Consider the following 26857-nt stretch of genomic DNA (forward strand, 5'->3'; position numbering starts at 1 on the left):
GACCCATGAAGACCGGATTCATCGGACTCGGCGCGATGGGCGCGCCGATGGCGCGCCACCTGCATGCGCGCGGCCTGCTTACCGTCGTCGGCAACCGCACCCAGGACAAGGCCGATGCGCTGGCCGTCGAGCTGGGCGTGCGCGCCGCGCGCGCGGCCGATGACTACGCCGACTGCGACGCGGTGCTGCTGTGCGTGTCGATGGATGCCGACGTGCTGGAGAACGTCGAGATGCTGGCCGGCGTGCTGCGTCCCGGCAGCGTCGTGGTCGATCACTCCACCGTCTCGACCGACACGGCCAGGCAGGCGGCGGACATTCTCGCCGCGCGTGGCATCGGCTTCCTCGACGCGCCGGTGTCCGGCGGCGTCGAGGGCGCGCGCAACGGCAAGCTGTCGGTGATGGTCGGCGGCGATGCCGCCGTCCTGGAACGGGCGCGTCCCGCACTGGAGGCCTACGCGCTGCGCATCGCCCACCTGGGGCCGGTCGGCGCAGGCCAGGCCGCCAAGGCGGTCAACCAGGTCATCGTCGCCGGCATCAACGAGGCGGTCTGCGAGGGGCTGGCGCTGGCCGAAAAACTCGGCCTGGATGCGGACACGCTGCTGCCCACGCTGGGCGCCGGCGCCGCCGGCAACTGGTTCCTGGACAAGCGCGGCGCGACCATGCTGCGCAGCCAGTTCGTGCCCGGCTTCAAGTGCGTGCATTTGCTCAAGGACCTGCGCATCGTGCAGGCGATGGCGCGGCCGACCGGCATCCGCACGCCGGTGATCGAGCAGGCGCTGGCCGATTACGCCGAGCTGGTGGATCGTGGGCGCGGCGACGAGGACACCTCGGCGCTGATCGTGCTCAAGCGCGGGGACGGGGAGCGGGAATAGGGAAGCGGGAGTCGGGCCGTGTCGCTCCGGGCCGTGTGTTGCCGCTACGCCTGCGATTTCCGGCTTCCAGCCTCAGCGCACCCGCACGGCCACCGAGGGAATGCCGTTGGCGTCCAGTCGCTGCTTGGCCGCCTCGAGCTCGCGCGCGCTGGCGAACGGGCCGAGCATCACCCGGTGCACGGTGGCGCCGTCGGCGGTGGTGGCCGGTTCGACCCGGGCGACCAGGCCGGTGAAGGCGATCGCCGCCTTCACCTCGTCGGCGCGGCGCGGGTCGCCGAAGGCGCCGGCCTGCAGCAGGTAGCGCTCGCCGGCGGCAACGGCCTGCTCGGGCGCCGGTGCCTGCATCGGTGGCGGCTGTGCCTCGGCGCGCGCACGGGCGCTGACCTCGGCATCGGGCAGCACCACTTCGCGTTCGGGCAGCACGGTGTAGAAGTCGTAGCGCGGCCGGCGCGGCGCCGGCTCGGCCGGCTTCTGCGCGACCGGCTCCTCGGCGGCGGCCGGCGGGCGGGCACCGGGGTTGGGCCGGGGGCCGTCGAACATCGGGCCGAGGCGGTCGCGCATCAGCACCGCGGCGGCGAGTGCCAGGCCCAGCAGCAGGCCGGCGCCGAGCCAGAGCCAGGCCGGAATGCCGCCGCCGTTGCGACCGCTGCGCTTGGCCTGCGACCTGCCGCGGCGTGCCATCACATGCTCTCCGGTGCCGACACGCCGAGCAGCTTCAGGCCATTGGCCAGCACCTGACGGGTGGCCTGCGACAGGCCCAGTCGGGCGTGGCGCAATTCTTCGTCGGCCACCAGGATCGGATGCGCGTTGTAGAAGGTATGGAAGGCCGAGGCCAGCTCGCGCAGGTAGGTGGCGAGCATCTGCGGCGCACGATTGAGTGCGGCGGTTTCGAGCACCTCGGGGTAGCGCATCAGTTCGCTCAGCAGCTCGACCTCGTGCGGTTCGACCAGCCGCCCGCGCGCCGCCTCGGCGGCGCTGCGGTTGTAGCTCCAGCCCTTCTCGGCCAACTGGCGGAACAGCGAGCAGACCCGGGCATGGGCGTACTGCACATAGTAGACCGGATTGTCGTTGGACTGGCTCTTGGCCAGGTCCAGGTCGAAGTCCAGGTGCTGGTCGTTGCCGCGCATCACGTAGAAGAACCGTGCCGCGTCCGCGCCCACGTCCTCGCGCAGCTCGCGCAGGGTGACGAACTGGCCCGAGCGGGTCGACATCTGCACCTTCTGCCCGCCCCGGAACAACACCGCGAACTGCACCAGCCGGATCTCGATACGTTCGGGGTCCAGGCCCAGTCCCTGCGCGGCGGCCTTGAGGCGGGCGATGTAGCCGTGGTGGTCGGCGCCGAACACGTAGATGGCGCGGTCGAAGCCGCGCTCGAACTTGCTCAGCAGGTAGCCCAGGTCGGAGGCGAAGTAGGTCGGCGCGCCGTTCTCGCGCACCACCACGCGGTCCTTCTCGTCGCCGAAGCTGGTGGCGGCGAACCACAGCGCGCCGTCGCGCTCGTAGATGTGGCCGCCGGCCTTGAGCGTTTCCACCGCGCGCGCCACGTAGCCGTCGGTGGCCAGCGAGCGTTCGGAGAACCAGTTGTCGAAGACGACGCCGAACTCGGCCAGATCCTCGCGGATGTCGGCGAGGATCGCGTTCAGCCCGGCATCGAAGGCCAGCCGGTAGTCGTCGCCGAGCAGCGCCTTGGCGCGGGCCACCAGGGCGTCGATGTGGGCCTCCTTGTCGCCGCCCTGGGCCTCGTCGGCCGGCAGGTCGGCGCCGACCTCGCGCCAGGGGTGGCGCAGTCGGTCGCCCTGCTCGCTGCGCAGGGCGCGGGCGATGTCGTAGATGTACTCGCCCTTGTAGCCGTTGTCGGGGAAGCGGATCGGCTCGCCGCACAGCTCCAGGTAGCGCAGCCAGACGCTGGTGCCGAGGATGTCCATCTGGCGGCCGGCATCGTTGACGTAGTACTCGCGCTGGACGCGGTGGCCGATGGCTTCCAGCAGGTTGGCCAGGGTTGCGCCGTAGGCGGCACCGCGGCCGTGGCCGACGTGCAGCGGGCCGGTCGGGTTGGCGGAGACGAACTCCACCGTCACCGACTCGCGCGAGGCCTCCGGCTGACGACCGTAGTCCTCGCCCAGTTCGAAGATGCGCCGCAGCGTGCCCAGCCGGCAGCCCTGACTGAGGCGGAAATTGATGAAGCCGGGGCCGGCGATCTCGACCTTCTCGACGTGCTGCGACTGCGGCAGGGTGGCGACCAGCGCCTCGGCCAGCTCGCGCGGCTTGAGGCCGGCGGGCTTGGCCAGCAGCATCGCCACGTTGGTGGCGTAGTCGCCGTGCTCGCGCGAGCGGGCGCGCTCGATGACGAAATCCGGCAATGCCAGCTCGGCCGGCAGGCGGCCGTGGCGCTTGAGGTCCAGCAGGGCCTGGGCCACCAGTTCGCGCAGATGTTCTTTCACGTCAAGGGTTTCCGCATCGGGAAAACCCCGCATTTTAGCGCGTCGCGGGCCTGGCCGGGGGCGCGGACGGCCGGGCGGTCGCGGCGCCGGCGAGCGTCATAAATCGGTAACCGCCCGGTCATAGGCTGCGCGCCCATCACGGTCGCCCGGCCGTGCCCGCGTTCCGATACGGAGTGACCCCATGTCGAGCCCCTTCGCGCCCCGCCTCCGCGTGGCCCTGCTCGCGCTCGCGCTGCTGCTGACACCGGCGGCCGGCGCGCTCGCCGGCGATGACCTGGCCCAGGGCCTGATCCGCCTGCGCGGCGAGGTCGAGCAGCTCAACAGCGCGCTGGATCTGCTGCGCGAGGAGCAGCGCACCACGTTGGCGGCGCTCAACGCGCAGAAAGCCGAGCTGTCGGCTGCGGTGGAGCGCCAGCAGCTCGCCGCACGCGAACTGCGCAGCAAGCTCGACGCCAGGCTGGCCGAACAGGCCGAGGCCGGCGCCGAGGGCGACACCCTCAGGCCGTTGCTGCTCGAGGCGGTGGCGCAGTTGCGCGCGGGCATCGCCGCCGGGCTGCCGTTCAAGGTGGACGAGCGGCTCGGCGAACTCGACCGGTTCCGCGTCCAGATCGAGAACGGCACCCTGCCGCCGCAGCGCGCGGTCAACCGGCTGTGGGCCTTCTACGAGGACGAATTCCGCCTGACCCGCGAGAACGGCCTGTATACCCAGGCCATCGAGATCGGCGGCGAGCGCGTGCTGGCCGAGGTCGCCAAGGTCGGCGGCATGGTGCTGTACTTCCGCACGCCCGACGGCCGCTACGGCCAGGCCCGCCGCGGTGGCGACGGCTGGACGTTCGAACCCTTCACCGACGCCGCCGACGCCAGGCGTGTGGCGGCCTATTACGACTCGCTGCGCAAGCAGATCCGCCAGGGCTACTTCGAACTGCCGCTGGCCCAGGGAGGTGCCCGATGATCGCCCGTGCCCTGCTGGCCACCGCGCTGGGCGCGCTGGCCGTCCCCGCCCTGGCGCAGGACGGCGCGCCGGCACCGGCCACCGCCACACCGGAGGTGGTGCTGGAGCAGGCCTACAAGCGCGAGTACGCCTTCCTCGAAGCACAGAAGCGCGAGTTGACCGCGCGCGAGGCCGAGACCCGCCGCCGTTTCGAGGCTGATCGCGCCCGCCTGCAAACGGAAATCGCCACGCTCGAATCGCGCGCGTTGGCCGCCAAGTCCGAGGCCGAGTCGCTGGCCGACGCGCTGGCCCGTGCCGAGGAGCGGGCCGAAGTCGCCGCCGGCAGCCGCGAGCTGCTGGGCGTGACCGTCGAACAGGCGCGCGCCACCCTGGGCAGCTTCGGCGTGCGCGCGCTCGACGAGGAGTCGTTCGGCCAGGCCAGCGTGCCGGAGCAGCTGCGTACCGTGTTCGCCACTGCCGCCGACACGTTGGCGCGCCTGAACACGGTGCGCACCGAGCCGGGCGCCTTCCATCTCGCCGACGGTACCGAGGTGCAGGGCACGCTGGTCCGCTTCGGCAATGTCGCCGTGTTCGGGGTCAGTCCGCAGGGGAGCGGTGCGCTGGCGCCGGCCGGTGGCGGCGCGTTCCGCCTGTGGCGCGCGCCGGCGGCCGACAGCGCCGAAGCCCTGGCGCGCGGTCAGACGCCGCCGGTGCTCAAGGCGTTCCTGTTCGAGAACGTCAACACCGCCGTCGCCGAGCCCGAGGCCAAGACCCTGTGGGGCGAGGTCCGCAAGGGCGGCGTGATCGGCTACCTCATCCTGCTGCTTGGCGCGCTGGCCTTGGCGCTGGTGGCGCTGCGCGCGCTGTTCCTCAAGAACGCCGGCGCGGCGATCGCGCCGATCATCGCCACGGTCGAGCGGCCGTTGCGCGAGGGCCGGATCGACGACGCCATCGCCGGCGCCAAGCGCTTCAAGGGTTCGGCCGCGCGCGTGGTCACCGCGGCGCTGCGCAACCTCGACCGCGACCGCGAGCACCTGGAGGACATCGTTTCCGAATCGATCCTGCACGAGTCCGGTCACCTCAACCGCTTCGGCAGCTTCATCACCGTGATCGCCGCGGTGGCGCCGCTGCTCGGCCTGCTCGGGACCGTGACCGGCATGATCCAGACCTTCGACGTGATCACCGAGTTCGGCACCTCCGATCCGAAGCTGCTCTCGGGCGGCATCGCGGTGGCGCTGGTGACCACCGAGCTCGGCCTGGCCGTCGCCATCCCGACGCTGCTGCTGGGCAACCTGCTCGGCGGCTGGGCGGAGCGGATCAAGGACGACATGGAGAAGGCCGCGCTCAAGGTCATCAACCTGTACCAGGACGTGAAGCTGGCGTCCCTGAAGCAGGCGGCCTGACGGAACGCGCGCCATGGGCGGGATCGACAACGGCAACTGGCTGGACGCGCTCGGCGGCTACCTCGGCGCCGGCGGCATCGTGATGCCGCCGCTGCTGGCGGTGACCGCGCTGCTGTGGTTCGCCATCGGCAGCCGCTGGGCGCTGCTGCGGCGTGGCAGCCGCAAGAACGTGCGGGTGCTGATCAAGCGTCGCGAGGAAGGCCGCGCCGGTGCGCCTGACGGCATCGTCGACGAGGCCATCGCCGCCGGCCTCGCCCTGCGCGACGCCGGCAAGCCGAACCTGCGCCGCTTTCTCGACGACGCCTTTGCCGGCTACGAGCGCGACATCAAGCGCTGGTCCACCACCATCACCACGCTGGTGGCGATCGCCCCGCTGCTGGGTCTGCTCGGCACGGTGATGGGCATGATCGTCACCTTCGAATCGCTCGGCGACATGACGCTGTTCTCGCAGTCCGGCGGCATCGCCGGTGGCATCGCCACCGCGCTGTTCACCACCCAGATGGGCCTGGTGGTCGCCGTGCCCGGCGTCATCGTCAAGGCGGTGCTCGACCGCCGCCAGCAGCAGATCGCGCTGGATCTGGCGCAGATCAAGGACATTCTCGTCAGCGCGCCCGCCGCGCAGGGGGCTTGACGCCATGTTGCGTCGTCGTGACAGCAAGGCCAGCGAGGCCGCCGTCGATCTCACCCCGATGATCGACATGACCTTCATCCTGCTCATCTTCTTCATGGTCAGCACGACCTTCGTGAAGGACATGAAGCTCGACATCAACCGCCCCGGTGCGCAGACGCAGGTCGTGGCCTCGACCAAGGCGGTGCGCATCTACATCGATCGCCAGGGCGAGACCTTCCTCGATGGCGAGCCGGTGCGGGTGTGGGCGATCCAGGGCCGCGTGCGCGACCTGCTGCGCGGCATGACCCAGAAGTCGGTGCTGGTGGTGGCCGACGACCAGGTGCCGTCCGGGCGGCTGGTCGAGGTGGTCGACCAGGCCCGCCTGGCCGGCGCCGAGGATGTCGGCGTCGCCACCGTCGCGGAGGCGGGCGAGGGCTGACATGCGCGCCTCCCGCGTCCATCTCGCCGGCCTGCTCGCCGCCGTCGCTGGCTTCGCGATGGTGATGGGCATCGTGCTGCTGATGAACCGGCAGGCCGCACGTCCGGACCAGGGCGACGGGCTGTCCGGCACCGCCATCGAGGTGGTGCGGAAGGACAAGCCGCCCGAGCCGCCGCAGGTGCGTCGCCCCGAGCCGCCGAAGCGGCAGACGCGGCAGGCGCCCGCGCCGCTGATCGGGCTGGATTCGTCGCTGTCCGGCCTGAGCTTCGGCCTGCCGGCCTTCGACGCCGCCGAACTCGATCTCGGCAAGGGCCTGCTCGGCGACGCCGGCGAGGTGGTGATGACCGACGACAGCGTCGACCAGCCGCCGCGCCCGTTGCTGCAGACGCCGATGCAGTACCCGCCGCGCGCCAAGGCGCAGGGCATCACCGGCTACGTGTTGCTGAGCGTGCTGATCGGCCCGACCGGCCGGGTCGAGCGGGTGAAGGTGCTGGAGGCGCAACCGGCCGGCGTGTTCGACGAGGTCGCCGTCGCCGGCGTGCAGGGCTGGAAGTTCGAGCCGGCCACCTACAAGGGCGAGAACGTGCGCGTGTGGGCCAAGCAGCGCGTCCGCTTCGACCTGTCGCGGAGCTGACGATGCGCCTGCCCGCCATCCTCCTGATCGCCCTGCTCGCCGCGCCCGCGCTGGCGAAGCGGTCCGACGAGGTCGATTACGTCGCCCTCGCCAGCCTGCTCGCCCGCGACGGCGAGTACGACCGCGCCGACGACGCCTTGAAGCACGTCACCGCCGACACGCCCGGCATCGACCTCGTCCAGTACCACACCGTGCGCGGGCTGGTGGCGCTGGAGAAGCGGCGGCTGGACGAGGCCGCCGACGCCTTCGCCGCGGCGATCGTCGCCGGCCAGGCCGACCCGCTGGTGCACCTGTATCGCGCGCAGGCCCTGTTCGGGCTGGAGCGTTACGGCGATGCCGTCGCCGCGCTGGAAGCGGCCGGCGACGCGGTCGACGGTCTCTCCGGCGCCTGGCTGATGCGCGCCCATGCGCAGTGGATGCTGGGCCGGCGGCAGGCGACCTTCGACACGCTGCGCGCGGCCGGCGAGCGTTTCCCGGGCAATGTGTCCTTCCTGCGGCGGCAGGTGTTCTACCTGATCGATGCCGGCCTCTACCAGGAGGCCGCGGCGCTCGGTCGCGACTACCTGGCGCGGGCCGAAGGCAAGGCCGAGGACTACGTCGCCATCGGCACCGCGCTGCGGCGCGGGCGCAGCTTCGACGAGGCGCTGGGCTTTCTCGAAGCAGCGGCGCTGCGCTTTCCCGACGACCTCGCCGTCGCCAAGGCGCTGGCGCAGACCTGGGTCGAGCGCGGCGATCCGTATGCCGCGGCCGAGATCCTCGCCCGCGTCGCCGTGCGCGAGCCGGCACTCAACGCCGAGGCTGCCGAGCTGTTCCGCCGCGCCGGCCATCCGACCCGCGCGCTCATGCTCAATGCCCGCATCCCCGATTCGCCGCGCAAGCTCAAGCAGCGCGTCGGCATCCTGATCGAACTGCGCCGCTACGACCAGGTCGCCGGCATGCAGGACGCGCTCTACCGCGCCGGCCTGTATGCCGACGAGGACGTGCGCTATGCCCTGGCCTATGCCCACTACCGCGCCGGTGACCACGCCGCGGCGGAGAAGCACCTGTCGGCGCTCACCCGCGCCGACCTGTTCCGCAAGGCCACCGAACTGCGCCGGCTGATGCAGGACTGCGCCGACGCGCGCTGGACCTGCGCCTGAGCGCGCACATGCCGTCGCACCGGACCCACGACCACGAATCGCTGCCGATGACGCCTGCCAAGACCTCCCGACTGCTCGCGCCGCTGGCACTGCTCGCGCTGGGCATCCGCGCCGCGCTGGCTGCCGACCCGGCGGCACTGTCGGTGGTGCTGTTCGACGACCGCACGCCGCTGGCCGGTGCCGAGGTGCGCATCGACGGCCGGCCACTCGGCCACACCAACGATGACGGCGCACTGCGACTGAGCATCGACCCGGGCCGGCGCACGCTCAGCGTCAGCCGCGACGGACGCGAAGTGCTCACGCTCGAGCTGGACTTCCAGCCCGAGGAAAGCGCCGAGCTGATCGCCACGCTGTACCCGGATTCGCCGCCGAGCGTGTTCATCGAGAGCTCGCACCAGGCAGGCACCGCCACCGCCGCACCGAAGGCGGTGGCCGCCCCCCCCGGCGTCATCGAAGGCCGTGTGGTCAGCAGCGAGGACGGCCGGCCGGTGGCGGGCGCGCGCATCTTCGTCAGCGGCACACCGCTCGACGTGGTCAGCGATGCCGATGGCCGCTTCCGTATCGAGGTGGCCCCCGGCACCTATGCCTTCTCGGTGATCGCTCCGAACTTCAGCGCCCAGACCATCGACGGCGTGGCGGTCGATCCCGAGCAGACCGTCGCCCGCGAGGTCGAACTGACGCCGGCCGGGCTGGAGTTGCCCGAGTTCGTGGTGCTGGAGCCGTACATCGAGGGCTCGCTGGCCGCTTTCGTCGAGGAGCGCCGCACCTCGGCCGCGGTCACCGACATCCTCGGCGCCGAGCAGATCTCGCGCGCCGGCGACTCCGATGCCGCCGGCGCGCTCAAGCGCGTCACCGGCCTGACGCTGGTGGACGGCAAGTACGTCTACGTGCGCGGTCTGGGCGAGCGCTATTCCAGCGTGCTGCTCAACGGCGCGCAGATTCCCTCGCCCGATCCCACCCGCCGCGTGGTGCCGCTGGACCTGTTCCCCACCGAGATCCTGCAGGGCGTGGTGGTGCAGAAGACCTACTCGGCCGACATGCCGGGCGAATTCGGCGGCGGCAGCATCGCGCTGCGCACCCGCGGTTTTCCGGACAGCCCGTTCTTCAAACTCTCGGGCAGTCTCGGCCATGCCGACGGCACCAGCTTCCAGGACGGTTTCGGCTATGCCGGCGGCGGACGCGACTGGACCGGCAAGGACGACGGCAGCCGCGCCCTGCCGGCGCGGTTGGACGCACTGCGCCGCGCCGGCCTGTTCCTGCGCCAGCGCACGCCCGCCAACCCCGCCGGCCTGACGCCGCAGGAGTTCGAGGCGGTCGGCGAGGCGCTGGCGGCCGGCGGTTACGACATCACCAACAAGCGCGTGGGCCCGGATGGCGGTTTCGCGCTCTCCGGCGGCAGCAGTTGGCATTTCGGCGAGGCCTGGCGCGTCGGCTTCCTCGCCTCGGCGCGCTACGCGCGCAGCTTCGACACCCGCACCGAGGCGCGTCGCTTCTATACCGCCAGCAGCGACGGCCTGAGCCTGCGCGACGAAACCACGTTGACCGGCACCCACGCCGAAATCGACACCAGCGGCTTCCTCGTCGCCGGCATCGACCATGGCGACGACCACAGCCTGCGCGGCACCTCGCTGATCGTGCGCCAGACCGAGGACCTGGCGCGGATCCAGTCCGGCGTGGTCGACAGCCAGCCGTTGGAGAACTACAAGCTGGAGTGGGTGGAGAACGAGCTGGTCGCCCACCAGCTGGCCGGCGAACACCGGCTGCCCTGGTTCGTCGGGCAGGCGCGCGTGGACTGGCTGTACACCCGCGCCCGCGCCAACCGCTATGCGCCCAACACCCGCGAGTACCGTTTCGACGTGCGCGACGATGGCCGTTTCTTCTCGCTCAGCACGGCCAGCAACAGCCACATCTTCGCCAATCTGGACGACGATTCCGAATCCGGCGACCTCGGGCTGGCACTGCCGTTCGCGCTGGGCGCGCGGGTGCGGGGCGAGCTCGGGCTCAAGGCCGGCCGGCTGGAGCGCGAGCGCGATTCCTACATTCGCCGCTATCAGTTCTTCGCGCGCGGCGCGTCGGTGATCCGGCCCGAGGTGCTCGGCCGGCCCACGCTGGAGGCCATCCTCAACCCTGACACCATCCGCCCGGACGGCTTCGTGGTGGCCGAGATCACCCAGCCGACCGACAACTACTTCGCCTCGCAGCGGCTGGACTATCGGGCGGTCAGCCTCGACCTGAGCCTGTGGGATCGGGTGCGGCTGAACTTCGGCCTGCGCGAGGAGGACAACTGGCAGCAGGTCACCACCTTTTCGGTGGTGCGCCCGAGCGACCAGCCGGTGGTCGGCCTGATCGACCAGACCGACCGCCTGCCTTCCTTCGCGGCGACCTGGCAGCTCACCGACAACCAGCAGCTGCGGCTGGGCTACAGCAGGACGTTGTCGCGACCGGATTTCCGCGAGCTGACCGCGGCGCCGTTCGTCGACCCGATCCTCGACGTGCTGACCTTCGGCAATCCCGATCTGGTCACCGCCAGCATCCGCAACTACGACCTGCGCTGGGAGTATTACTTCTCGCCGACCGAGAGCGTGTCGGTCGCCGCCTTCCGCAAGGACTTCACCCGTCCGATCGAAAAGCAGCTGCTGCCGGGCTCGGGCAGCATCCTGCTGACGCTCGCCAATGCCGAGGGCGCGACCAATCAGGGCGTGGAGCTGGATGCGTACAAGCATCTGGGCTTCCTCGGCCGCTGGATCGGCGACACGCGCTGGGCGCAGTGGCTGCGGCTGGACCGGCTGGAATGGGAGAGCTGGTACCTCGGTGCCAACTACGCCTGGATCGATTCGGAGATCCGGCTGGATCCAGCCAAGTCCGGTTTCAACACCAACCTGGTCCGCCCGCTGGAAGGCCAGTCGCCGTACGTGGTCAACCTGCAGCTCGGCTACCAGTCGTCCGACGGCGATCGCGAGGCGACGCTGCTTTACAACGTTTCCGGCGAACGCATCGTGCAGGTCGGCGTGGATACCCAGCCGGACATCTACGAGCAGCCGTTCCACCAGCTCGACTTCACCTGGAAGCAGCGGCTGGGCGAGCGCTGGGCGTTCCGCGTGCGGCTGCGCAACCTGCTCGACCCGAAGGTCGAGTTCCGCCAGGGCAGCGAGCTCACCCGCGAATACCGCAAGGGCCGCGAGATCGGCCTGAGTCTGGAGTGGACGCCCTTCTGAAGGCCGCAGGGACTGGCAAGGGGACGCCGACGGCCGCGCCTGCGGCCGTCGGCGTGTCCGGGGGACGGAAACCTCTCTGTCACGTCGCTGTTCGATCACTGTCATCGACGCCGCCTAACCTGCGCCGCGACCCGATCCGGTCAGGGTCGCGTAACGCATTCGCGCCGCGCCCGCCTCTCGTCCCACTCAGGAGTTTTCCATGACCCTTACCCTCCGCAAGTGCGCGATGGCGACCGCGGTGCTCGGCGCCCTCGCCGCCGGCGACGCTTCCGCCGCCCTCCGACTGAGCGACGCGCTCGAAGGCAACTGGTTCGACCCGGCCGCCGACGGCCGCGGCGTCCAGTTCGAGATCGCCCCGCATCCCGATGGCGATGGCAGCCACCTGGCCGTGACCCTGCTGTTCACCTACGACGCCGCCGGCAAGCCGCTGTGGCTGATCGCCGCGCCGCGGATCAGCGAGTTCGGCTACACCGGCACCGCCGACCTGATCAAGGTCGAAGGGGGCAACTTCGGTTCGCCGATCCCGCCCGGCAGCCTGACCAACGAGGTCGTCGGGCAGATGACCCTGACCTTCAACAGCTGCACCAGCGCCACCATGGATCTGCAGATGACGCCGGCCAGCGGCCTGCAGAGCTTCACCTGGAACCTGGTGCCGGTGACCGGCGTCGGCCAGCCCTCCTGCGTGTATCAGCGCAAGTTCGAGGGCTGCCCGAGCTTCGCCACCCCCGCGCCGGCCTACGGCGAGCGCGCCTGCATGATCTCCGGCAGCTTCCTCGGCCAGGACATCACCCTGACCAACGAGATCACCTGGGTGATCGACCAGAAGGTGAACATCGGCGGCGACAACGCCCAGCAGTCCATCCTGCGCATCGAGCCGGGCACCCTGCTGGTCAGCTCGGGCGACAGCTTCGACCACATCGCGGTGAACCGCGGCTCGAAGATCTACGCCGAGGGCCGTCAATACGCGCCGATCATCCTGACCAGCCCGAAGGAGCTGCCGGGCTTCGGCGGCGAGCCGGCGCCGCAGGACGTCGGTGGGCTGGTGATCTCGGGCAACGCCCCGGCCAACTGCAATCCCAACTGCGTGGCCGAGTGGGACAACACCAACCGCTACGGCGGCAGCGATCCGATGGACAACAGCGGCATCATCCGCTACATGCAGGTGCGTTACGCCGGCTACGTGTTCGCGCCGAACCGCGAGCTGAACTCGTTCACCCTCAACGCGGTCGGCGCCGGCACCACGCTGGAGTACCTGCAGTCGTACAAGGGCGCCGACGACGGCATCGAGTTCTTCGGCGGCACCGCCAACGTCCGCTACTTCGTGGACGTCTGCGGCGGCGACGACTCGATCGACTGGGACGAGGGCTACAGCGGCAAGATGCAGTTCGCCCTGGTCGTGCAGCAGGGCTGCGCCGGCGAGGACCATGGCTTCGAAGTCTCCAACAGCCCGACCAACTTCGACGCCACCCCGCGTTCGCGTCCGACCATCGCCAACTTCACCCTGATCGGCGGCGGCGCCGGCAGCGCCAGCAGCCGTGACGGTTTCAACATCAAGGAAGGCAGCGGCGGCAACTGGTACAACGGTATCGTCACCAACTTCAAGCGCGCCTGCATCAGCATCGAAGGCGCGGCGACGCAGGCGGCGGCCGGCCCGGCCAACGCGCTGACCGGTGTGCTGACCATCAACAACACCATCATCAACTGCGCCAACAACTACCGCGAAGGCACCGGTGTGACGGCGGGCTATGCCCAGGCCTGGTTCACCGGCCAGGCCGGCAACGTCGCCGGCGACCCGCAGCTGAGCGGTTTCCTGCCGACCGGCACCGTGCATCTGAACAAGCACTTCAAGCCGACCAGCGACTGGTTCATGCCGACCGACTACGCCGGCGCCTTCCGCAGCAACCGCCGCGAGGACAACTGGACGCTGGGTTGGACCAAGGGCGTCAACTGATCCGCGCGTTCGCCGCCGCGCCGCCGCCATGGCGGCGCGGTCGGCGGGTTTTCAGCGGGTTATAGGCAACGACGGGCCGGCGCCACGCCGGCCCGTTCTTCTTGGCGCACGTCACAGCCAGCCGCGTGCGGCCAGCGAGCAGGGCGGGCCGTCGCCGATCACGAAATGATCCAGCAGGCGCACCTCGATCAGCGCCAGCGCCTGGCGCAGGCGCTCGGTCACCGCGCGGTCGGCGGCGCTCGGTTCGCTGACCCCGCTCGGGTGGTTGTGGCCGATGATGATGGCGGCGGCATTGTGGGCCAGGCAGCGCTTCACCACCTCGCGCGGATGCACCTCGGCGCCGTCGAGGGTGCCGCGGAACAGTTCCTCGAAGGCGATCGCGCGGTGGCGGGTGTCGAGGAACAGGCAGGCGAACACTTCGTGCGGCAGGCCGCGCAGGCGGCGCGCGAAGTATTCGCCGGCGCGGTCCGGGTCGGTAAGCGCCTCGCCGCGCGCAAGGTCCGCGGCGAGATGGCGGGTGCCGAGCTCCAGCGCGGCGGCCAGCGCGCAGGCGCGTGCCGGGCCGAGGCCGGGCAGGGCAGCGAGCTGGCGCGGCGTGCGGTCGAGCAAGGGGCGCAGCGAACCGGCCTGCGCCAGCAGCGCGCGGGCGTGTTCCACCGCGCTGCGGCCGCGCGGACCGGAGCCGAGGAAGATCGCCAGCAGTTCGGCGTCGGACAGGCTGCCGGCGCCGTGCGCCAGCAGGCGTTCACGCGGACGTTCGTGTTCGGGCCAGTCGCGGATGCGCATGGGGTCAGCCTGCGCTCGCGGCCGTGTGCTCGGGATCGGGTCGGCGCGGCGCTTCGGGTAAGCTAGACGCCTTCTTCCGGGTAGGAATTTTCCGCGTGTCCGACCTCCTCCACGGCGAACGGGTGCTGCTCGGCGTCAGTGGCGGCATCGCCGCCTACAAGGCCGCCGACCTGGTGCGCCGGCTGCGCGAGGCCGGTGCCGAGGTGCGGGTGGTGATGACCGAGGGCGCGCAGCGCTTCGTCGCGCCGCTGACCTTCCAGGCGCTGTCCGGGCATCCGGTGCGCAGCTCGCTGTGGGACGAGCACGCCGAGGCGGCCATGGGCCACATCGAGCTGGCGCGCTGGGCGACCCGGGTGCTGGTGGCGCCGGCGTCGGCCGACGCGCTGGCGCGGCTGGCGCATGGGCTGGCCGGCGACCTGCTCGGCACCCTGTGTCTGGCCACCGACGCGCCGCTGGCGGTCGCGCCGGCAATGAACCGGCGGATGTGGGCGCACCCGGCCACACAGGCCAATCTCGCCACGCTGCGCGCGCGCGGCGTCGCGGTCCTCGGCCCGGCCGAGGGCGACCAGGCCTGTGGCGAGGTGGGTGCCGGCCGGATGCTGGAGCCGACCCAGATCGTCGCCGCGCTGGCCATGCTGCGCGCCGACGCGACGCGGCTGGCCGGCCGGCGGGTGCTGATCACCGCCGGGCCGACCTGCGAGGACATCGATCCGGTGCGCTACATCGGCAACCGCAGCTCCGGCAAGATGGGCTTCGCGCTCGCCGAAGCCGCCGCCGCGATGGGCGCGGAGACGACCCTGGTCGCCGGGCCGGTGGCGCTGGCCACGCCCGCCGGCGTGAGCCGCGTGGATGTGCGTTCGGCCGCGCAGATGCGCGAGGCGGTGCTGGCCGCGCTGCCCGGGCAGGACCTGTTCATCGCCGCCGCCGCCGTGGCCGACTACGCGCCGGCGCAGGCCGCCGCCGACAAGATCAAGAAGACCGGCGAATCGCTGACGCTGGCGCTGGTGCGCACGCCCGACATCCTCGCCGAGGTGGCGGCACGCGCCGACCGGCCGTTCACGGTGGGTTTCGCCGCCGAGACCCGCGAGGTCGAGGCCTATGCCCGCGACAAACTCGTCCGCAAGCGGCTGGACATGATCGCCGCCAATCGCGTGGGCCTGCCGGGGCTGGGCTTCGAGGCCGACGACAACGCGCTGTCGGTGTACTGGGCCGATGGCGGCGCCGAGATCGGCGTCGCGCCCAAGCCGCTGGTCGCGCGCCGTCTGCTGCAACTGATCGCCGACCGCATGGAGCACCGCGCCGCATGATGCGCGAGATCAAGCTGAAGATCCTCGACCCGCGGCTGGGCCGCGATTTCCCGCTGCCGGACTACGCCACCGCGCAGTCGGCCGGCATGGACCTGCGCGCGATGCTCGATGCGCCGGTCACGCTGCGGCCGGGCGACACCGTGCTGGCGCCGACCGGCATTGCCATCCATATCGGCGACCCGGGGTTGTGCGCGACGATCCTGCCGCGTTCCGGGCTCGGTCACAGGCACGGGCTGGTGCTGGGCAACCTGGTCGGGCTGATCGATGCCGATTACCAGGGGCCGCTGATGGTGAGCTGCTGGAACCGCGGCAGCGCCGCTTTTACCATCGCGCCGGGGGATCGCATCGCGCAGCTGGTGTTCATGCCGGTGGCACGGGCGGCGTTTCGCATCGTCGAGGATTTCGAGGCCAGCGTGCGCGGCGCGGGTGGTTTCGGCCATACCGGCGTGCGCTGACGGCGTGGCCGCAGCGAACGTACAGACAGCCAGGGGACAGCACAGCAATGAGCAACGACACCCAGCCCGCCGCCGCCAGGAGACTGGCGATTCCGGTCCAGGTGCACCGGTTTCTGCCGCTGATCGGCGCCGTGCTGATCGCGCTCGGCGCGCTCGTGCTCTGGCAGAGCTGGCAGGCGGGCGCGGCCGAACGGCTGGCGGCGCAGCTGGATGGCCGTCGCGACCAGGCGGCAGCCGACGTGCGCCAGCAGCTCGACGGCCTGCTGCAGCGCTTCGGCGAGCACCGTCAGCGCGAGAGCGTACTGGCGGCCTTGCGCGAGGACGACACCGCGGCCGCCGCGCAGGCCTTGCAGGCCGGCTGGCCGGAGCTGGTCGGGGTGGAGTTCCATCCGCCGGCACTGGACGAGGCGATCGAAGGCGATCTGGCCGCGTTCGGTTACGGGCGTCTGGCGCTGCTGCAGGACGCGCTGGTCGCCGGGGCGCCGCGTGCTGCGGTGATCCGTGACGGCGGCCAGCCCACGCTGGCGTTGGTCGGTCCGGTGACGGACGGCAATCGGGTGCTGGCGCTGGCGCTGGTCAAGCTGCCGGTCGGCGTGCTCGCCGAACGGCTGCAGGCGGCGACGCCGGCGGGGCTGTATCTGGGATTGAAGCAAGGCCGTTTCCTGATCGCCGAGGCTGGCAAACGCGAGCTGGCGGCGCTGGCCGAGGCGCGTGCGGTGCCGATCCCGGGCAGCGGGATGCGCATCGTGGCCGCCGCGCCCGAGGTGCGCGCCGGGCTGCTTTCGGGGGGGCTGGGGTATGGGTTGGGCGGCCTGCTGCTGCTGGCCGGTGCCGGCGCCTTCGTCCTGCAGCGTCGCAGCGTGCCGCAGGCAGCGATGGCCGACGAAGGCGGAGCCGAGGCGGCCAGCGATGTCACCCTGGCCGAAGTGATGCAGCGCAGCGCCGCCGCCAGCCAGCCGCGTGTCGTGCGCGAGAAGCCGGCCAGGCGTGCGCTGACGCTCGACCGCAGCATCTTCCGCGCCTACGACATCCGCGGCGTGGTCGGCCAGACGCTCGACGCCGGCATCGCCCGGCTGATCGGCCAGGCGATCGGCTCGCTGATGCATGAGAAAGGGCTCAAGGACATCGTGGTCGGCCGCGATGGCCGCCTGTCCGGACCGGAGCTGGTCGAAGGCCTGATCGCCGGTCTGCGCCAGGCCGGCTGCGACGTCACCGACATCGGCATGGTGCCGACGCCGGTGGTCTATTTCGGCAGCTTCCATCTGCGCACCGGCTCCGGCGTGGCGGTGACCGGCAGCCACAACCCGCCCGATTACAACGGCTTCAAGATCGTGGTCGGCGGCGAGACGCTCTCGGGCGCCGCCATCGAGGCGCTGTACACCCGCATCGTCGAGGACCGGATGCACTCGGCCCAGCCGCAAGGCACGCTGCAGCGGCGCGACATCAGCCACGATTACACGCAACGCATCGCCCAGGACGTGCAGACGGAGCGGCCGCTGAAGGTCGTGGTCGACTGCGGCAACGGTGTGGCCGGTGCGATCGCGCCGCAGGTGCTGGAGGCGATCGGCTGCGAGGTGGTGCCCTTGCACTGCGAGGTCGACGGCACCTTCCCCAATCACCATCCGGACCCGGGCGATCCGGAGAACCTGTCCGACCTGATCCACATGGTGCAGCGCCTGGACGCCGATCTCGGGGTCGCCTTCGACGGCGACGGCGACCGGCTCGGCGTGGTCACCCGCCGCGGCGAGATCATCTACCCCGACCGCCTGCTGATGCTGTTCGCGCAGGACGTGCTCAGCCGCAACCCGGGCGCCTGCATCCTGTACGACGTCAAGTGCACCGGCCACCTCGCCGGCCACGTGCTGCGTCACGGCGGCAGCCCGGTGATGTGGAAGACCGGCCATTCGCTGATCAAGGCCAAGATGAAGGAGACCGAGGCCGAGCTGGCCGGCGAGATGAGCGGCCATTTCTTCTTCCGCGAGCGCTGGTACGGCTTCGACGACGGCATCTACGCCGCCGCGCGCCTGCTGGAGATCATCGCCGCCGACCCGCGCGCGCCGGAGGAGGTCTTCGACGAGCTGCCCAAGGGCGTGAGCACGCCGGAGCTGAAGATCCCGGTCGCCGAGGGCGAGCAGTACGTCTTCGTCGAGGCCTTCCGCGACAGGGCGAAGTTCGACGGCGCGCGCGTCGCCACCATCGACGGCGTGCGTGCCGACTGGCCGGACGGCTTCGGCCTGGTGCGGGCCTCGAACACCACGCCGGTGATCGTGTTGCGTTTCGACGCCGACAACGCCGAGGCGATGGCGCGTATCCAGCAGGCGTTCCGCGAGCAGCTGCTCGCGCTCAAGCCCGATCTGGCGCTGCCGTTCTGAACGGCCGGAAATCGGGAATGGGGCAGGGAAAGTCGGAGCGGCAGGCGCCGCCACGGCGTCCCGCACTGTCGTTCCGCGCGCCGCCAGCGATCGGCTCTTCCCGACGGACTGCGGAACGGCCGACCGCTCACCGCGGCCGGGGCGACGGTGGTCGGTCAGTCGATCACGAGCCCCGGTTTCCCGCCCCCGGCCTCAGCCGCCGTCGCGCAGCTGGCGGTAGCGGGCCAGGGTGGTTTCGTATTCCAGCTGCAGGGCCGCGCGTTCGGCTTCGCGCCGCTGCAGCAGGTTCTGCTGCAGGCTGATCTGGCGTTGCGTCTCGCGCACGCTGGTGGCGGTCCGGGCGTCGATCGGCTGGCCGGTCAGCTCGCGGTCGGCGGCATTGGCCAGCAGGCTGGCCAGGCTCTGGTGCTGGCCGTCGATGGTCGCCTGGGTGGCCTTGAGCGCTTCCTCCAGCAGCTTGATGCGCTCGCCGTAGGCGCGGCTGAGGTCGGCTTCATTGGGGAACGAGGCCATCAGCACCCGGTCGCGTTCGCGCTGCAGCGCCTCCCGTTCGGCAGCCGACTGCGCCTCGGCGGCGGCGGCGGCCAGGGCTGCCCGTTCCTCGTCGGTCAGGGCACGGTCGACCTCGCCGACGGTCAGCCCGCTCTTGGCGCTGAGTTCGCGGCGGGCCTGATCGACCGCCTCCGGCGGCAGCGCATCGGAGTAATGGACCTTGCCGTCCTTGTCGACCCAGCGGTAGAGCTTCTGCGCCTGGGCGGCGGGGGTGGCGAGCGCGAAACCCAGGGCGATGGCGAGGGCGAGTCGGGATGCGCGCATGGCGGGTCTCCGGTATGGCATTCGGTGCGTGGTCAGGCGCTGGCGCCGTAGCGGTCACGATACGCCAAAAGGGCGGGGCGATGCGCGGCCAGCGCCGGGTGCCCGTCGGTGAAGTCGAGCAGGTCGGCGAGGCCGGCGATGGCGAGCACCGGCAGGCCGAATTCGGCGGTGACCTCCTGCGCGGCCGAGCGTCCGCCCTCGCGACCGCGCTCCTGGCGGTCGAGCGCGATCAGCACGCCGCAGGGCGTGCCGCCGGCGGCACGGATGATGTCGATGGATTCGCGGATGGCGGTGCCGGCGGTGATCACGTCGTCGACGATCAGCACCCGCCCCCGCACCGTCGCCCCGATCAGCATGCCGCCCTCGCCATGAGCCTTGGCCTCCTTGCGATTGAAGGCGATGGGTACGTCGCGGCCGCGTCGCGCCAGCGCCACGCCGAGCGCGGTCGCCAGCGGGATGCCCTTGTAGGCGGGGCCGAACAGCATGTCGAAATCCAGGCCGGATGCCAGCAGCGTCTCGGCATAGCACTCGCCCAGCGTCGCCAGCGCGGCGCCGGAGTCGAACAGGCCGGCATTGAAGAAGTACGGGCTGATCCGTCCGGACTTGAGGGTGAACTTGCCGAAGCGCAGCACGTCGCGGGCGACGGCGAGATCGAGAAAGGTGCGTTGATGGGCTTGCACGGGAACCGGAATCGGGAAGCGGGAGGCGGGAAGCGGATTGTGCACCAGCCGTGTCGGGCGATTGAATGCCGGCTTGCCCGGGACATCCGCCCGCGGACAAGCCCACCCAGTTCCGCTAGGCTCCGATTTCCAATTTCCGATCCCCGACCCCCGATTCACGATTCCCGATTCCCGTGAGAATCATCACCTTCAACGCCAACGGCCTGCGCTCGGCCGCCAGCAAGGGTTTCTTCGACTGGTTCGTGCGCCAGCGGGCCGACCTGCTCTGCGTGCAGGAGACCAAGGCGCAGGAGCACCAGCTCGGGGAGGCCGCCCTGCGCCCCGACGGCTACCGCGCGTGGTTCCGCGACGCGACCACCAGGAAGGGCTACAGCGGGGTGGCGATCTACAGCCGGCACGAGCCGGATGCAGTGCTGACCGAACTGGGCTGGGCCGACTTCGACGAGGAAGGGCGCTATATCGAGGCCCGCTTCGGCAAGCTGAGCGTCGTTTCGATGTACTTCCCGTCGGGGTCCTCGGGCGAGGAGCGCCAGCGGTTCAAGTTCCGCTGCATGGACTGGATCGCGCCGATCTTCGACCAGTGGCTGGCCAGCGGCCGCGACTACGTGATCTGCGGCGACTGGAACATCGTCCGCAGCCGGCTCGACATCAGGAACTGGGCCTCCAACCAGAAGAACTCCGGCTGTCTGCCCGAGGAACGGGCCTGGCTGAACCGGCTGATCGAGGAGCGCGGCTGGGTCGACACCTATCGCGAGCTGCGCCCGGACGGCGAGGACTACACCTGGTGGAGCCAGCGCGGCGCCGCCCGCGCCAGGAACGTCGGCTGGCGCATCGATTACCAGATAGTCTCGCCCTCGCTGCGAGACAGGCTCGTGGACTGTGCGATCCACCCGGCGCCGAAGTTTTCCGACCACGCGCCCTACGTCGTGGATTACCGGTATGAGGGGTCGCCCGCTTGAATGCCGCGAAACTGAACGCCTGGCTGGATGCCGTCGGCGTCTACTTCACCCGGCGCATGGCGGTGGTGTTCCTGCTCGGCGTGTGCTCCGGCCTGCCCAACGGACTGATCACCGGCACCCTGGGCGTCTGGCTGCGCGAGCACGGGTTGTCGCGCACCGACATCGGCGTGGTCGGCCTGGTCGGCCTGGTCTACGCGGTCAACTTCCTGTGGGCGCCGTTCCTCGACCGCCTGCGGCCGTTCGGGCTCGGCTGGCTGGGTCGGCGCCGCGCCTGGATCGTGCTGTTCCAGATTGCGCTGGTGCTGGCGCTGGCGCAGCTGCTCGGTATCGATCCGCTGGCCAACCTGCGTGGCCTGGTGCTGGTGATCGCGGCGATCGCGATCCTGTCCGCCAGTCAGGACATCGTGATCGATGCCTACCGCGTGGAGTACCTGCGCCAGGACGAATACGCCGCCGGCTCGGCGATGGCCACCATGGGCTGGATGACCGGCGCCACCGTGCTGGCGGGCTTCACGGTGCTGCACCTGTCCGGCCCCTTGGGTTGGCCGCTGGCCTATCTTGCCGTCGGCGGCGTGCTGCTGGCCGGCCCGCTGGTGCTGGCGCTGGCCGGCGAACCGAAAGTGCCGGCCGAGGTGCTGCGCCACGATACTTCCCGGCCGTGGCGCACGCGCCTGCACGACACCCTGGTCGCGCCGTTCAGCGAGTTCCTGCGGCGGCCACACGCCTGGCTGGTGCTGGCCTTCGTGCTGCTGTTCAAGCTCGGCGAGGCGATGATCGGGCGCATGACCGGGGTGTTCTACATCGACACCGGCTTCACCCCGGCCGAGATCGCCAATTACTCCAAGGCCCTGGGCACCGGCGCGATGCTGCTCGGCGGCGCCATCGGCGGCGTGATCGCCAAGCGTTTCGGGCTTTACCGTGCCCTGCTCGGCAGCGCCATCGCCATGGCCGCGACCAACCTGCTCTACGCCTGGCTGGCGCTGGCGGGCAAGGACTTCAGCATCCTGGCGCTGGCGATCGTCGCCGACAACCTCACCACCGGACTGTCGCTGTCGATCTTCGTCGCCTTCGTTTCCTCGCTGTGCAACGTCGCCTTCACCGCGACCCAGTACGCGCTGCTCGCCTCGCTGGCCAACTTCGCCATGCGCGGCGCCGCCTCGCTGGGCGGGCTCACGGTCGACTGGCTGGAGAAGAGCCGTTGGGTCGCGGGCACGGCCGAGGCCTGGGCGGCGTTCTTCGTGTTCACCGCGCTGCTGGCACTGCCGGGCATCTTCCTGCTGGTGCTGCTCGGCAACCGGTTGCCGGTAATGCGTCCGCCTTCGGCTGCGGCGGCGCGGGCGGCACAGGCATGAGCCGGGCTTTTGGCGGCAGACGTCGCGAGCTAAGCTTGCAGCCGGGAATCCGTGGGGACGGAGCAGGCGATACGTGCCGGACTTCCTGATCCGCGACATCGATGCCGAGGTGGCCGAGCGCATCAAGGACCTCGCGCGCGAGCGCGGCTGGCCGCTGAACGAGACCATCCTGCACCTGATCCGGCGCGGGCTGGGGGTGCTGGAACCGGAGCCGCCGCCGGAGCCGGGCGATATCTCGCGCCTGCCGGGCACGCTCAGCGATGACGAGTCCAAGGCGCTCCTCGACGCCATGTCGGCGTTCAAGGAACTGCCGGACGACACGCCCTACTGACTTCCGGGTCCGATCCGCGCCAGCCATCGCCGGCTCGGCCGTGCGGCGGTTCCTTTCATGGCGTCTCAGGCTGGATGGATCGCGCCGAGCACGCGCGGTCCGCGCGCGCCGGTGACGCCCGGCAGGTTGCCAGGCCGGCCGGCCAGCGTCTCCCGCGCCAGCCAGGCGAAGGTCATCGCCTCGACGAAGTCCGGGTCCAGCCCATACGCCGCGGTGGATTCGGTCGTCACGCCCGGCAGTCGCGCGCCGATGCGCGCCAAGAGCAGCGGATTGTGCACGCCGCCACCGCAGACCAGCAGGCGCCGGGTGCCGGGCTGGTGGCGACGCAGCGCGTCGGCGACGGTGGTGGCGGTGAGTTCGCACAGTGTCGCCTGCACGTCTTCCGGCCGGTGTCGGTCGCCTGCGAGATGCACGTCGAGCCAGCCGAGATGAAACTGGTCGCGGCCGGTGCTCTTCGGCGGCGGCAGCGCGAACCACGGGTCGGCGCACAACGCGGCAAGCAGTCCGGTATCGACGCGACCGCTGGCGGCCCAGGCGCCGCCGGCATCGTAGGCGACGCCGCGGTGGCGGGCGATCCAGGCGTCCATCAGGCCGTTGGCCGGGCCGGTATCGAAGCCGCGCACGACACCGTCACGCGGCAGCAGGGTGAGGTTGGCGATGCCGCCGAGGTTGAGCACCGCGCGATCCTCGTCGCGCGAATGCAGCATGGCGGCGTGGAAGGCCGGCGCCAGCGGCGCGCCCTGGCCGCCGGCGGCGACGTCGCGGCGGCGGAAATCGGCCACCGTGGCGATGCCGGTGCGCTCGGCGATGCGGTTGGGATCGCCGAGCTGCATGGTGAAGCGTGGCGACGCATCGATCCGGTGGCGCAGGGTCTGGCCATGCGAGCCGATGGCACGGATGGCCGCCCGCGCCATGCCGCTGTCGGCGATCAGCGCCTCGGCGGCGTCGGCGAAGGCATCGCCGATCCGCGCGTCGAGGGCGCCGATGTCGTCCAGGGTCAGGCTCGCCCCCTGTTGCGAGAGCTGCAGCAGTTGCGCACGCAGCGCCTCCGGATAGGGGAAGGTGCGTGCGACCAGTGTTTCGGTCCGCGGGGCGAAACGCACCAGCGCGGCGTCGATGCCGTCGGCGCTGGTCCCGGAGATCAGGCCCAGGTAGAGCGCGTCATCGGCCATGGCGTGCGAATCAACGCGACGCGGTGGCGAACTGGCGGCCTTCCAGCAGTTCGAGGTGGGCGATCACCGGCGCGGTCTGCTGGCGGAAGCGCGCCAGCTCGGCCGCCGGCAGCGGCTCGGGTTTCGGGAAGGTGACCGTCAGCGGGTCGCGGTGCACGCCGTTGATGCGGAATTCGTAGTGCAGATGCGGGCCGGTGGCCAGGCCGGTGGCGCCGACGTAGCCGATCACCTGGCCCTGGCGGACGCGCTGGCCGGTACGGAACGGCCCCAGTCGGGACATGTGCGCGTACAGCGTGGTGTAGCCGCGGCCGTGGTCGATGATGATGGTGCGGCCGTAGCCGTTCTGCCAGCCGGCGAAGCTGATGCGGCCGTCGCCGGCCGCACGGATCGGCGTACCGGTCGGCGCGGCATAATCCACGCCGCGATGGGCGCGGATGGTGCCGAGCACCGGGTGGCGGCGGTTCGGGTTGAAGCGCGAGCTGATCCGCGCGAATTCGATCGGCATGCGCAGGAAGCCCTTCTTCAGCGGCCGGCCCTCGCTGTCGAAGTATTCGACACGGCCGTCCGGGCGGGTGTAGCGGAAGGCGGTGTAGCGCTTGCCCTGGTTGATGAAGCTGGCGGCGACGATGCCGCCGTGGCGCACGCGCTCGCCGTCGCGCCAGACCTCCTCGTAGACGACGTGGAAGCGGTCGCCCTCGCGCAGGTCGCGGGTGAAGTCGATGTCGTGCTCGAACACGTTGGCCAGCTCGTTGATCGTGCTGGCAGTGAGGCCGGCCCGCTCGCCGGCGCCGTAGAGGGAGTGGGTGATCTCGCCGCTGGCCATCAGCACGCGGCGCTGCACGTCGCGCGGGAGGGTGGTCTCGACGATGCGCTCGCCGGCCAGGCTCAGCTCGACGCGGGTGCTGTCGTCCCTGTCGAAGCGGATCGCGCGCAGCGTGCCCGGCGTCGGGATGTCGAACTCGAACTCCTGCCCGGCGCGGATCATGGTGAGCGGGGAACGCGCGCCCGGATGGGCGAGCAGGCGATGCATGTCGGCGGCCGGCAGGCCGAGTTCGGCGAACACCTGGCCGAGTGTCTGCCCGGGCTTGACCTTGACCGTCTGCCAGCGATCGGTCGCGGTCGACTCGGTGGCATCCGCGCGTGCGGCCGGCTCGGGCAGGGTCAGCGTCACCGTGGTGTGCGGCACTTCGGTCTCGCGCATCGCGCTGGCGATGCCGGGCACGATCGCGATCACCAGCGTGCCGAGCGTGGCCAGCAGGCTGGCGAGCAGCCAGTGCTCGCGCGACCAGCGGCCATCGGCACGGCGGGACGGGAGCTCGGCATCGACGCGATCGACGAGGCTGGCGGCAGCCCTGCGCGCGGTGTGGATCAGGCGCGCGCCGGCGCCGTCGAGTCGTTCGTCTTTCGAGTTCACAATGCCCTGCCCCGGGTGAAGCCGCGGCTACGATAGCCAGCCTGCAAAGGGCGAGTCAAACCCTTGTGCCGGCTGGATTTTTTGCGCTCCAGCATTTAACGTGACATTAACGTTGCGCCGTGCGGGCGGGCACACTCTCCCATTCACATAGCTGAGCCGGTGCGCGCACCGGCGGGTCGAGGTCGTTGATGTCGGAATTGCAGCAGGCCCTGGAGCTGATCGCTCGCGGGGCGGAAGAAATCCTCAAGCGCGAAGAACTCGAAGCGCGGCTCAAGCTCGGTCGTCCGCTGCGGGTGAAGGCCGGGTTCGACCCGACCGCGCCCGACCTGCACCTCGGGCACACCGTGCTGCTCAACAAGATGCGGCAGTTCCAGGATCTCGGCCACACGGTGATCTTCCTGGTCGGCGACTTCACCGGAATGATCGGCGACCCGACCGGCAAGAACGTCACCCGCAAGCCGCTCACCCGCGAAGACGTCGAGGCCAATGCACGCACCTACGCCGACCAGGTGTTCAAGGTGCTCGACCGCGAGCGCACCGAGCTGCGCTTCAACTCCGAGTGGTTCGATCGCATGAGCGCGGCCGACATGATCCGTCTGGCCGCCCAGCACACCGTCGCCCGCATGCTCGAGCGCGACGACTTTTCCAAGCGCTTCGCCGGCCAGCAGCCGATCGCCATCCACGAGTTTCTCTATCCGCTGGTGCAAGGCTACGACTCAGTCGCGCTGCGTGCCGACGTCGAGCTGGGCGGTACCGACCAGAAGTTCAACCTGCTGATGGGGCGTGCCCTGCAGGAGAACGCTGGCCAACCGCCACAGGTCGTGCTGACCATGCCGCTGCTCGAAGGCATCGACGGCGTGCAGAAGATGTCCAAGTCGCTCGGCAACTACATCGGTATTGCCGAGCCGGCGATCGATATCGTCACCAAGACCATGAAGATCGGCGACGAACTCATGTGGCGCTGGTTCGAGCTGCTCAGCTTCGAAGTCTCGCTGGCCGAACTGGCGCGCATGAAGCAGGACGTCGCCGCCGGACAGCTCAACCCGCGCGACGCCAAGCTGCGGCTCGCGCGTGAACTGGCCACGCGCTTCCACGATGCCGCGGCCGCCGAGCAAGCGATTGCCGGCTGGCATGCGGTGGTGCGCGGCGAGGGCGACACCACGCTGCTGCCGGTCAACGACATCGTCATCCCCGCCGGCGGTATCCGCCTGGCCGCGCTGCTCAAGGCCGCGGGCCTGGCGACCAGCAACTCCGAGGCGATGCGCAAGCTCAAGGAGCGCGCCGTGCGCATCGACGGCGAAGTTGCCGAGGACCCGCAGCGCGAGTTCGCGCCCGGGTTCGAGGGCGTGCTGCAGGTCGGCAAGCGCAACTTCGCCCGTGTCCGCCTCGTTGCCGGCTGACGCGACCGGAGTGTTTTTTCGCTGCCCCTTCCCAACCGTCTCGCGTCCGTGCACAATGCGCGCCCCTTCGCTGCGGGTGCCGGGAGGCGGGTGGCGGGGGTGGCGGGAGGCGCCCGTTGGGGTGTTGACCGACGCGGAAAGTGCCGTATAATGTGCGGCTCCCTCGGACGAAACGTCC

23 protein-coding genes are annotated in these 26857 nt (G+C 70.7%); 16 read left to right on the plus strand and 7 right to left on the minus strand.

The window, feature by feature from the left end:
* Positions 1-5: 5 nt before the first annotated feature.
* Positions 6-872 carry an NAD(P)-dependent oxidoreductase gene (locus tag HNQ58_RS10340; RefSeq protein WP_183948846.1) on the plus strand — a complete coding sequence of 289 codons (867 nt, stop codon included), beginning with the start codon at positions 6-8 and terminating at the stop codon, positions 870-872.
* A gap of 72 nt (positions 873-944) precedes the next feature.
* Here the strand turns inward: HNQ58_RS10340 and HNQ58_RS10345 are convergent, their stop codons facing one another.
* Positions 945-1553: an SPOR domain-containing protein gene (locus HNQ58_RS10345; RefSeq protein ID WP_221301256.1), complete on the minus strand. Its 609-nt coding sequence runs from the start codon at positions 1551-1553 to the stop codon at positions 945-947.
* Entirely contained in the window at positions 1553-3313 is a 1761-nt protein-coding gene (argS, locus tag HNQ58_RS10350; RefSeq protein ID WP_183948848.1) for an arginine--tRNA ligase, read from the minus strand. Before argS ends, HNQ58_RS10345 begins: the two co-directional genes overlap by 1 nt.
* 181 nt (positions 3314-3494) lie before the next feature.
* On the opposite strand from argS, the gene HNQ58_RS10355 reads away from it, so the two are divergent.
* The 8 genes from HNQ58_RS10355 (at position 3495) to HNQ58_RS10390 (ending at position 13635) form a co-directional block, all read left to right on the plus strand.
* A complete protein-coding gene (locus tag HNQ58_RS10355; RefSeq protein ID WP_183948849.1) occupies positions 3495-4265 on the plus strand; it encodes a DUF3450 family protein in 771 nt (256 codons plus the stop codon).
* Positions 4262-5647: a MotA/TolQ/ExbB proton channel family protein gene (locus HNQ58_RS10360; RefSeq protein WP_183948850.1), complete on the plus strand. Its 1386-nt coding sequence runs from the start codon at positions 4262-4264 to the stop codon at positions 5645-5647. Before HNQ58_RS10355 ends, HNQ58_RS10360 begins: the two co-directional genes overlap by 4 nt.
* 13 nt (positions 5648-5660) lie before the next feature.
* Positions 5661-6278: a MotA/TolQ/ExbB proton channel family protein gene (locus HNQ58_RS10365; protein WP_183948851.1), complete on the plus strand. Its 618-nt coding sequence runs from the start codon at positions 5661-5663 to the stop codon at positions 6276-6278.
* 4 nt (positions 6279-6282) lie between these two features.
* Positions 6283-6696: an ExbD/TolR family protein gene (locus HNQ58_RS10370; RefSeq protein ID WP_183948852.1), complete on the plus strand. Its 414-nt coding sequence runs from the start codon at positions 6283-6285 to the stop codon at positions 6694-6696.
* A gap of 1 nt (position 6697) precedes the next feature.
* Positions 6698-7330 (plus strand): energy transducer TonB, encoded by a 633-nt coding sequence (locus tag HNQ58_RS10375; protein ID WP_183948853.1) that lies wholly within the window; start codon positions 6698-6700, stop codon positions 7328-7330.
* A gap of 2 nt (positions 7331-7332) precedes the next feature.
* Positions 7333-8469: a tetratricopeptide repeat protein gene (locus HNQ58_RS10380; RefSeq protein ID WP_183948854.1), complete on the plus strand. Its 1137-nt coding sequence runs from the start codon at positions 7333-7335 to the stop codon at positions 8467-8469.
* 8 nt (positions 8470-8477) lie between these two features.
* Complete coding sequence (locus tag HNQ58_RS10385; RefSeq protein ID WP_183948855.1) at positions 8478-11684, plus strand: TonB-dependent receptor; 3207 nt, start codon at positions 8478-8480, stop codon at positions 11682-11684.
* A gap of 199 nt (positions 11685-11883) precedes the next feature.
* The gene (locus tag HNQ58_RS10390; RefSeq protein ID WP_183948856.1) at positions 11884-13635 is read left to right on the plus strand and encodes a hypothetical protein; all 1752 of its coding nucleotides are present in this window, start codon (positions 11884-11886) and stop codon (positions 13633-13635) included.
* A 111-nt stretch (positions 13636-13746) separates the two neighbouring features.
* On the opposite strand, the gene radC is transcribed toward HNQ58_RS10390, so the two are convergent.
* Positions 13747-14421, minus strand: coding sequence for a RadC family protein (gene radC, locus HNQ58_RS10395; RefSeq protein WP_183948857.1), 675 nt, complete (start codon positions 14419-14421; stop codon positions 13747-13749).
* A gap of 95 nt (positions 14422-14516) precedes the next feature.
* Here radC and coaBC point away from each other — a divergent pair, with 95 nt between their 5' ends.
* From coaBC to HNQ58_RS13565, 3 genes are read left to right on the plus strand one after another with little or no spacing between them, the layout of a single operon-like run.
* Entirely contained in the window at positions 14517-15728 is a 1212-nt protein-coding gene (gene coaBC / locus HNQ58_RS10400) for a bifunctional phosphopantothenoylcysteine decarboxylase/phosphopantothenate--cysteine ligase CoaBC (protein ID WP_183948858.1), read from the plus strand.
* Positions 15728-16183: a dUTP diphosphatase gene (gene dut / locus HNQ58_RS10405; protein ID WP_425504171.1), complete on the plus strand. Its 456-nt coding sequence runs from the start codon at positions 15728-15730 to the stop codon at positions 16181-16183. The genes coaBC and dut overlap by 1 nt, the downstream gene beginning before the upstream one ends.
* Before the next feature lie 47 nt (positions 16184-16230).
* The gene (locus HNQ58_RS13565) at positions 16231-18555 is read left to right on the plus strand and encodes a phosphomannomutase/phosphoglucomutase (RefSeq protein WP_183948860.1); all 2325 of its coding nucleotides are present in this window, start codon (positions 16231-16233) and stop codon (positions 18553-18555) included.
* 192 nt (positions 18556-18747) lie between these two features.
* Here HNQ58_RS13565 and HNQ58_RS10415 read toward each other — a convergent pair whose 3' ends face one another.
* Together HNQ58_RS10415 and pyrE are read right to left on the minus strand one after the other, a co-directional pair.
* A complete protein-coding gene (locus tag HNQ58_RS10415; protein ID WP_183948861.1) occupies positions 18748-19371 on the minus strand; it encodes a DUF4124 domain-containing protein in 624 nt (207 codons plus the stop codon).
* A 32-nt stretch (positions 19372-19403) separates the two neighbouring features.
* Complete coding sequence (pyrE, locus tag HNQ58_RS10420) at positions 19404-20051, minus strand: orotate phosphoribosyltransferase (RefSeq protein ID WP_183948862.1); 648 nt, start codon at positions 20049-20051, stop codon at positions 19404-19406.
* Positions 20052-20224: 173 nt separating this feature from the next.
* Here pyrE and HNQ58_RS10425 point away from each other — a divergent pair, with 173 nt between their 5' ends.
* The 3 genes from HNQ58_RS10425 to HNQ58_RS10435 all read left to right on the plus strand — a co-directional run bounded on the left by HNQ58_RS10425 (position 20225) and on the right by HNQ58_RS10435 (position 22693).
* Positions 20225-21010 carry an exodeoxyribonuclease III gene (locus tag HNQ58_RS10425; protein ID WP_183948863.1) on the plus strand — a complete coding sequence of 262 codons (786 nt, stop codon included), beginning with the start codon at positions 20225-20227 and terminating at the stop codon, positions 21008-21010.
* Entirely contained in the window at positions 21007-22362 is a 1356-nt protein-coding gene (locus HNQ58_RS10430; protein WP_183948864.1) for an AmpG family muropeptide MFS transporter, read from the plus strand. The genes HNQ58_RS10425 and HNQ58_RS10430 overlap by 4 nt, the downstream gene beginning before the upstream one ends.
* 73 nt (positions 22363-22435) lie before the next feature.
* Positions 22436-22693: a hypothetical protein gene (locus HNQ58_RS10435; protein WP_183948865.1), complete on the plus strand. Its 258-nt coding sequence runs from the start codon at positions 22436-22438 to the stop codon at positions 22691-22693.
* 65 nt (positions 22694-22758) lie between these two features.
* Here the strand turns inward: HNQ58_RS10435 and HNQ58_RS10440 are convergent, their stop codons facing one another.
* The gene (locus tag HNQ58_RS10440) at positions 22759-23865 is read right to left on the minus strand and encodes an anhydro-N-acetylmuramic acid kinase (protein WP_183948866.1); all 1107 of its coding nucleotides are present in this window, start codon (positions 23863-23865) and stop codon (positions 22759-22761) included.
* A gap of 10 nt (positions 23866-23875) precedes the next feature.
* Positions 23876-25279 carry a peptidoglycan DD-metalloendopeptidase family protein gene (locus HNQ58_RS10445; protein ID WP_183948867.1) on the minus strand — a complete coding sequence of 468 codons (1404 nt, stop codon included), beginning with the start codon at positions 25277-25279 and terminating at the stop codon, positions 23876-23878.
* 188 nt (positions 25280-25467) lie between these two features.
* On the opposite strand from HNQ58_RS10445, the gene tyrS reads away from it, so the two are divergent.
* Positions 25468-26679: a tyrosine--tRNA ligase gene (tyrS, locus tag HNQ58_RS10450; RefSeq protein ID WP_183948868.1), complete on the plus strand. Its 1212-nt coding sequence runs from the start codon at positions 25468-25470 to the stop codon at positions 26677-26679.
* Positions 26680-26857: the final 178 nt, after the last annotated feature.

It is taken from the genome of Rehaibacterium terrae, from assembly GCF_014202935.1.
Classification (GTDB): Bacteria; Pseudomonadota; Gammaproteobacteria; order Xanthomonadales; family Xanthomonadaceae; genus Rehaibacterium; species Rehaibacterium terrae.

Bases quoted from the DNA above. Each gene is read 5' to 3' on its own strand.
- HNQ58_RS13565 (WP_183948860.1), top strand. From the start codon at position 16,231: ATGAGCAACGACACCCAGCCCGCCGCCGCCAGGAGACTGGCGATTCCG.
- HNQ58_RS10415 (WP_183948861.1), bottom strand. From the start codon at position 19,371: ATGCGCGCATCCCGACTCGCCCTCGCCATCGCCCTGGGTTTCGCGCTC.
- HNQ58_RS10365 (WP_183948851.1), top strand. From the start codon at position 5,661: ATGGGCGGGATCGACAACGGCAACTGGCTGGACGCGCTCGGCGGCTAC.
- HNQ58_RS10375 (WP_183948853.1), top strand. From the start codon at position 6,698: ATGCGCGCCTCCCGCGTCCATCTCGCCGGCCTGCTCGCCGCCGTCGCT.
- HNQ58_RS10440 (WP_183948866.1), bottom strand. From the start codon at position 23,865: ATGGCCGATGACGCGCTCTACCTGGGCCTGATCTCCGGGACCAGCGCC.
- radC (WP_183948857.1), bottom strand. From the start codon at position 14,421: ATGCGCATCCGCGACTGGCCCGAACACGAACGTCCGCGTGAACGCCTG.
- HNQ58_RS10380 (WP_183948854.1), top strand. From the start codon at position 7,333: ATGCGCCTGCCCGCCATCCTCCTGATCGCCCTGCTCGCCGCGCCCGCG.
- HNQ58_RS10385 (WP_183948855.1), top strand. From the start codon at position 8,478: ATGCCGTCGCACCGGACCCACGACCACGAATCGCTGCCGATGACGCCT.
- HNQ58_RS10370 (WP_183948852.1), top strand. From the start codon at position 6,283: ATGTTGCGTCGTCGTGACAGCAAGGCCAGCGAGGCCGCCGTCGATCTC.
- HNQ58_RS10390 (WP_183948856.1), top strand. From the start codon at position 11,884: ATGACCCTTACCCTCCGCAAGTGCGCGATGGCGACCGCGGTGCTCGGC.
- HNQ58_RS10355 (WP_183948849.1), top strand. From the start codon at position 3,495: ATGTCGAGCCCCTTCGCGCCCCGCCTCCGCGTGGCCCTGCTCGCGCTC.
- HNQ58_RS10340 (WP_183948846.1), top strand. From the start codon at position 6: ATGAAGACCGGATTCATCGGACTCGGCGCGATGGGCGCGCCGATGGCG.
- HNQ58_RS10360 (WP_183948850.1), top strand. From the start codon at position 4,262: ATGATCGCCCGTGCCCTGCTGGCCACCGCGCTGGGCGCGCTGGCCGTC.
- HNQ58_RS10345 (WP_221301256.1), bottom strand. From the start codon at position 1,553: ATGGCACGCCGCGGCAGGTCGCAGGCCAAGCGCAGCGGTCGCAACGGC.
- dut (WP_425504171.1), top strand. From the start codon at position 15,728: ATGCGCGAGATCAAGCTGAAGATCCTCGACCCGCGGCTGGGCCGCGAT.
- tyrS (WP_183948868.1), top strand. From the start codon at position 25,468: ATGTCGGAATTGCAGCAGGCCCTGGAGCTGATCGCTCGCGGGGCGGAA.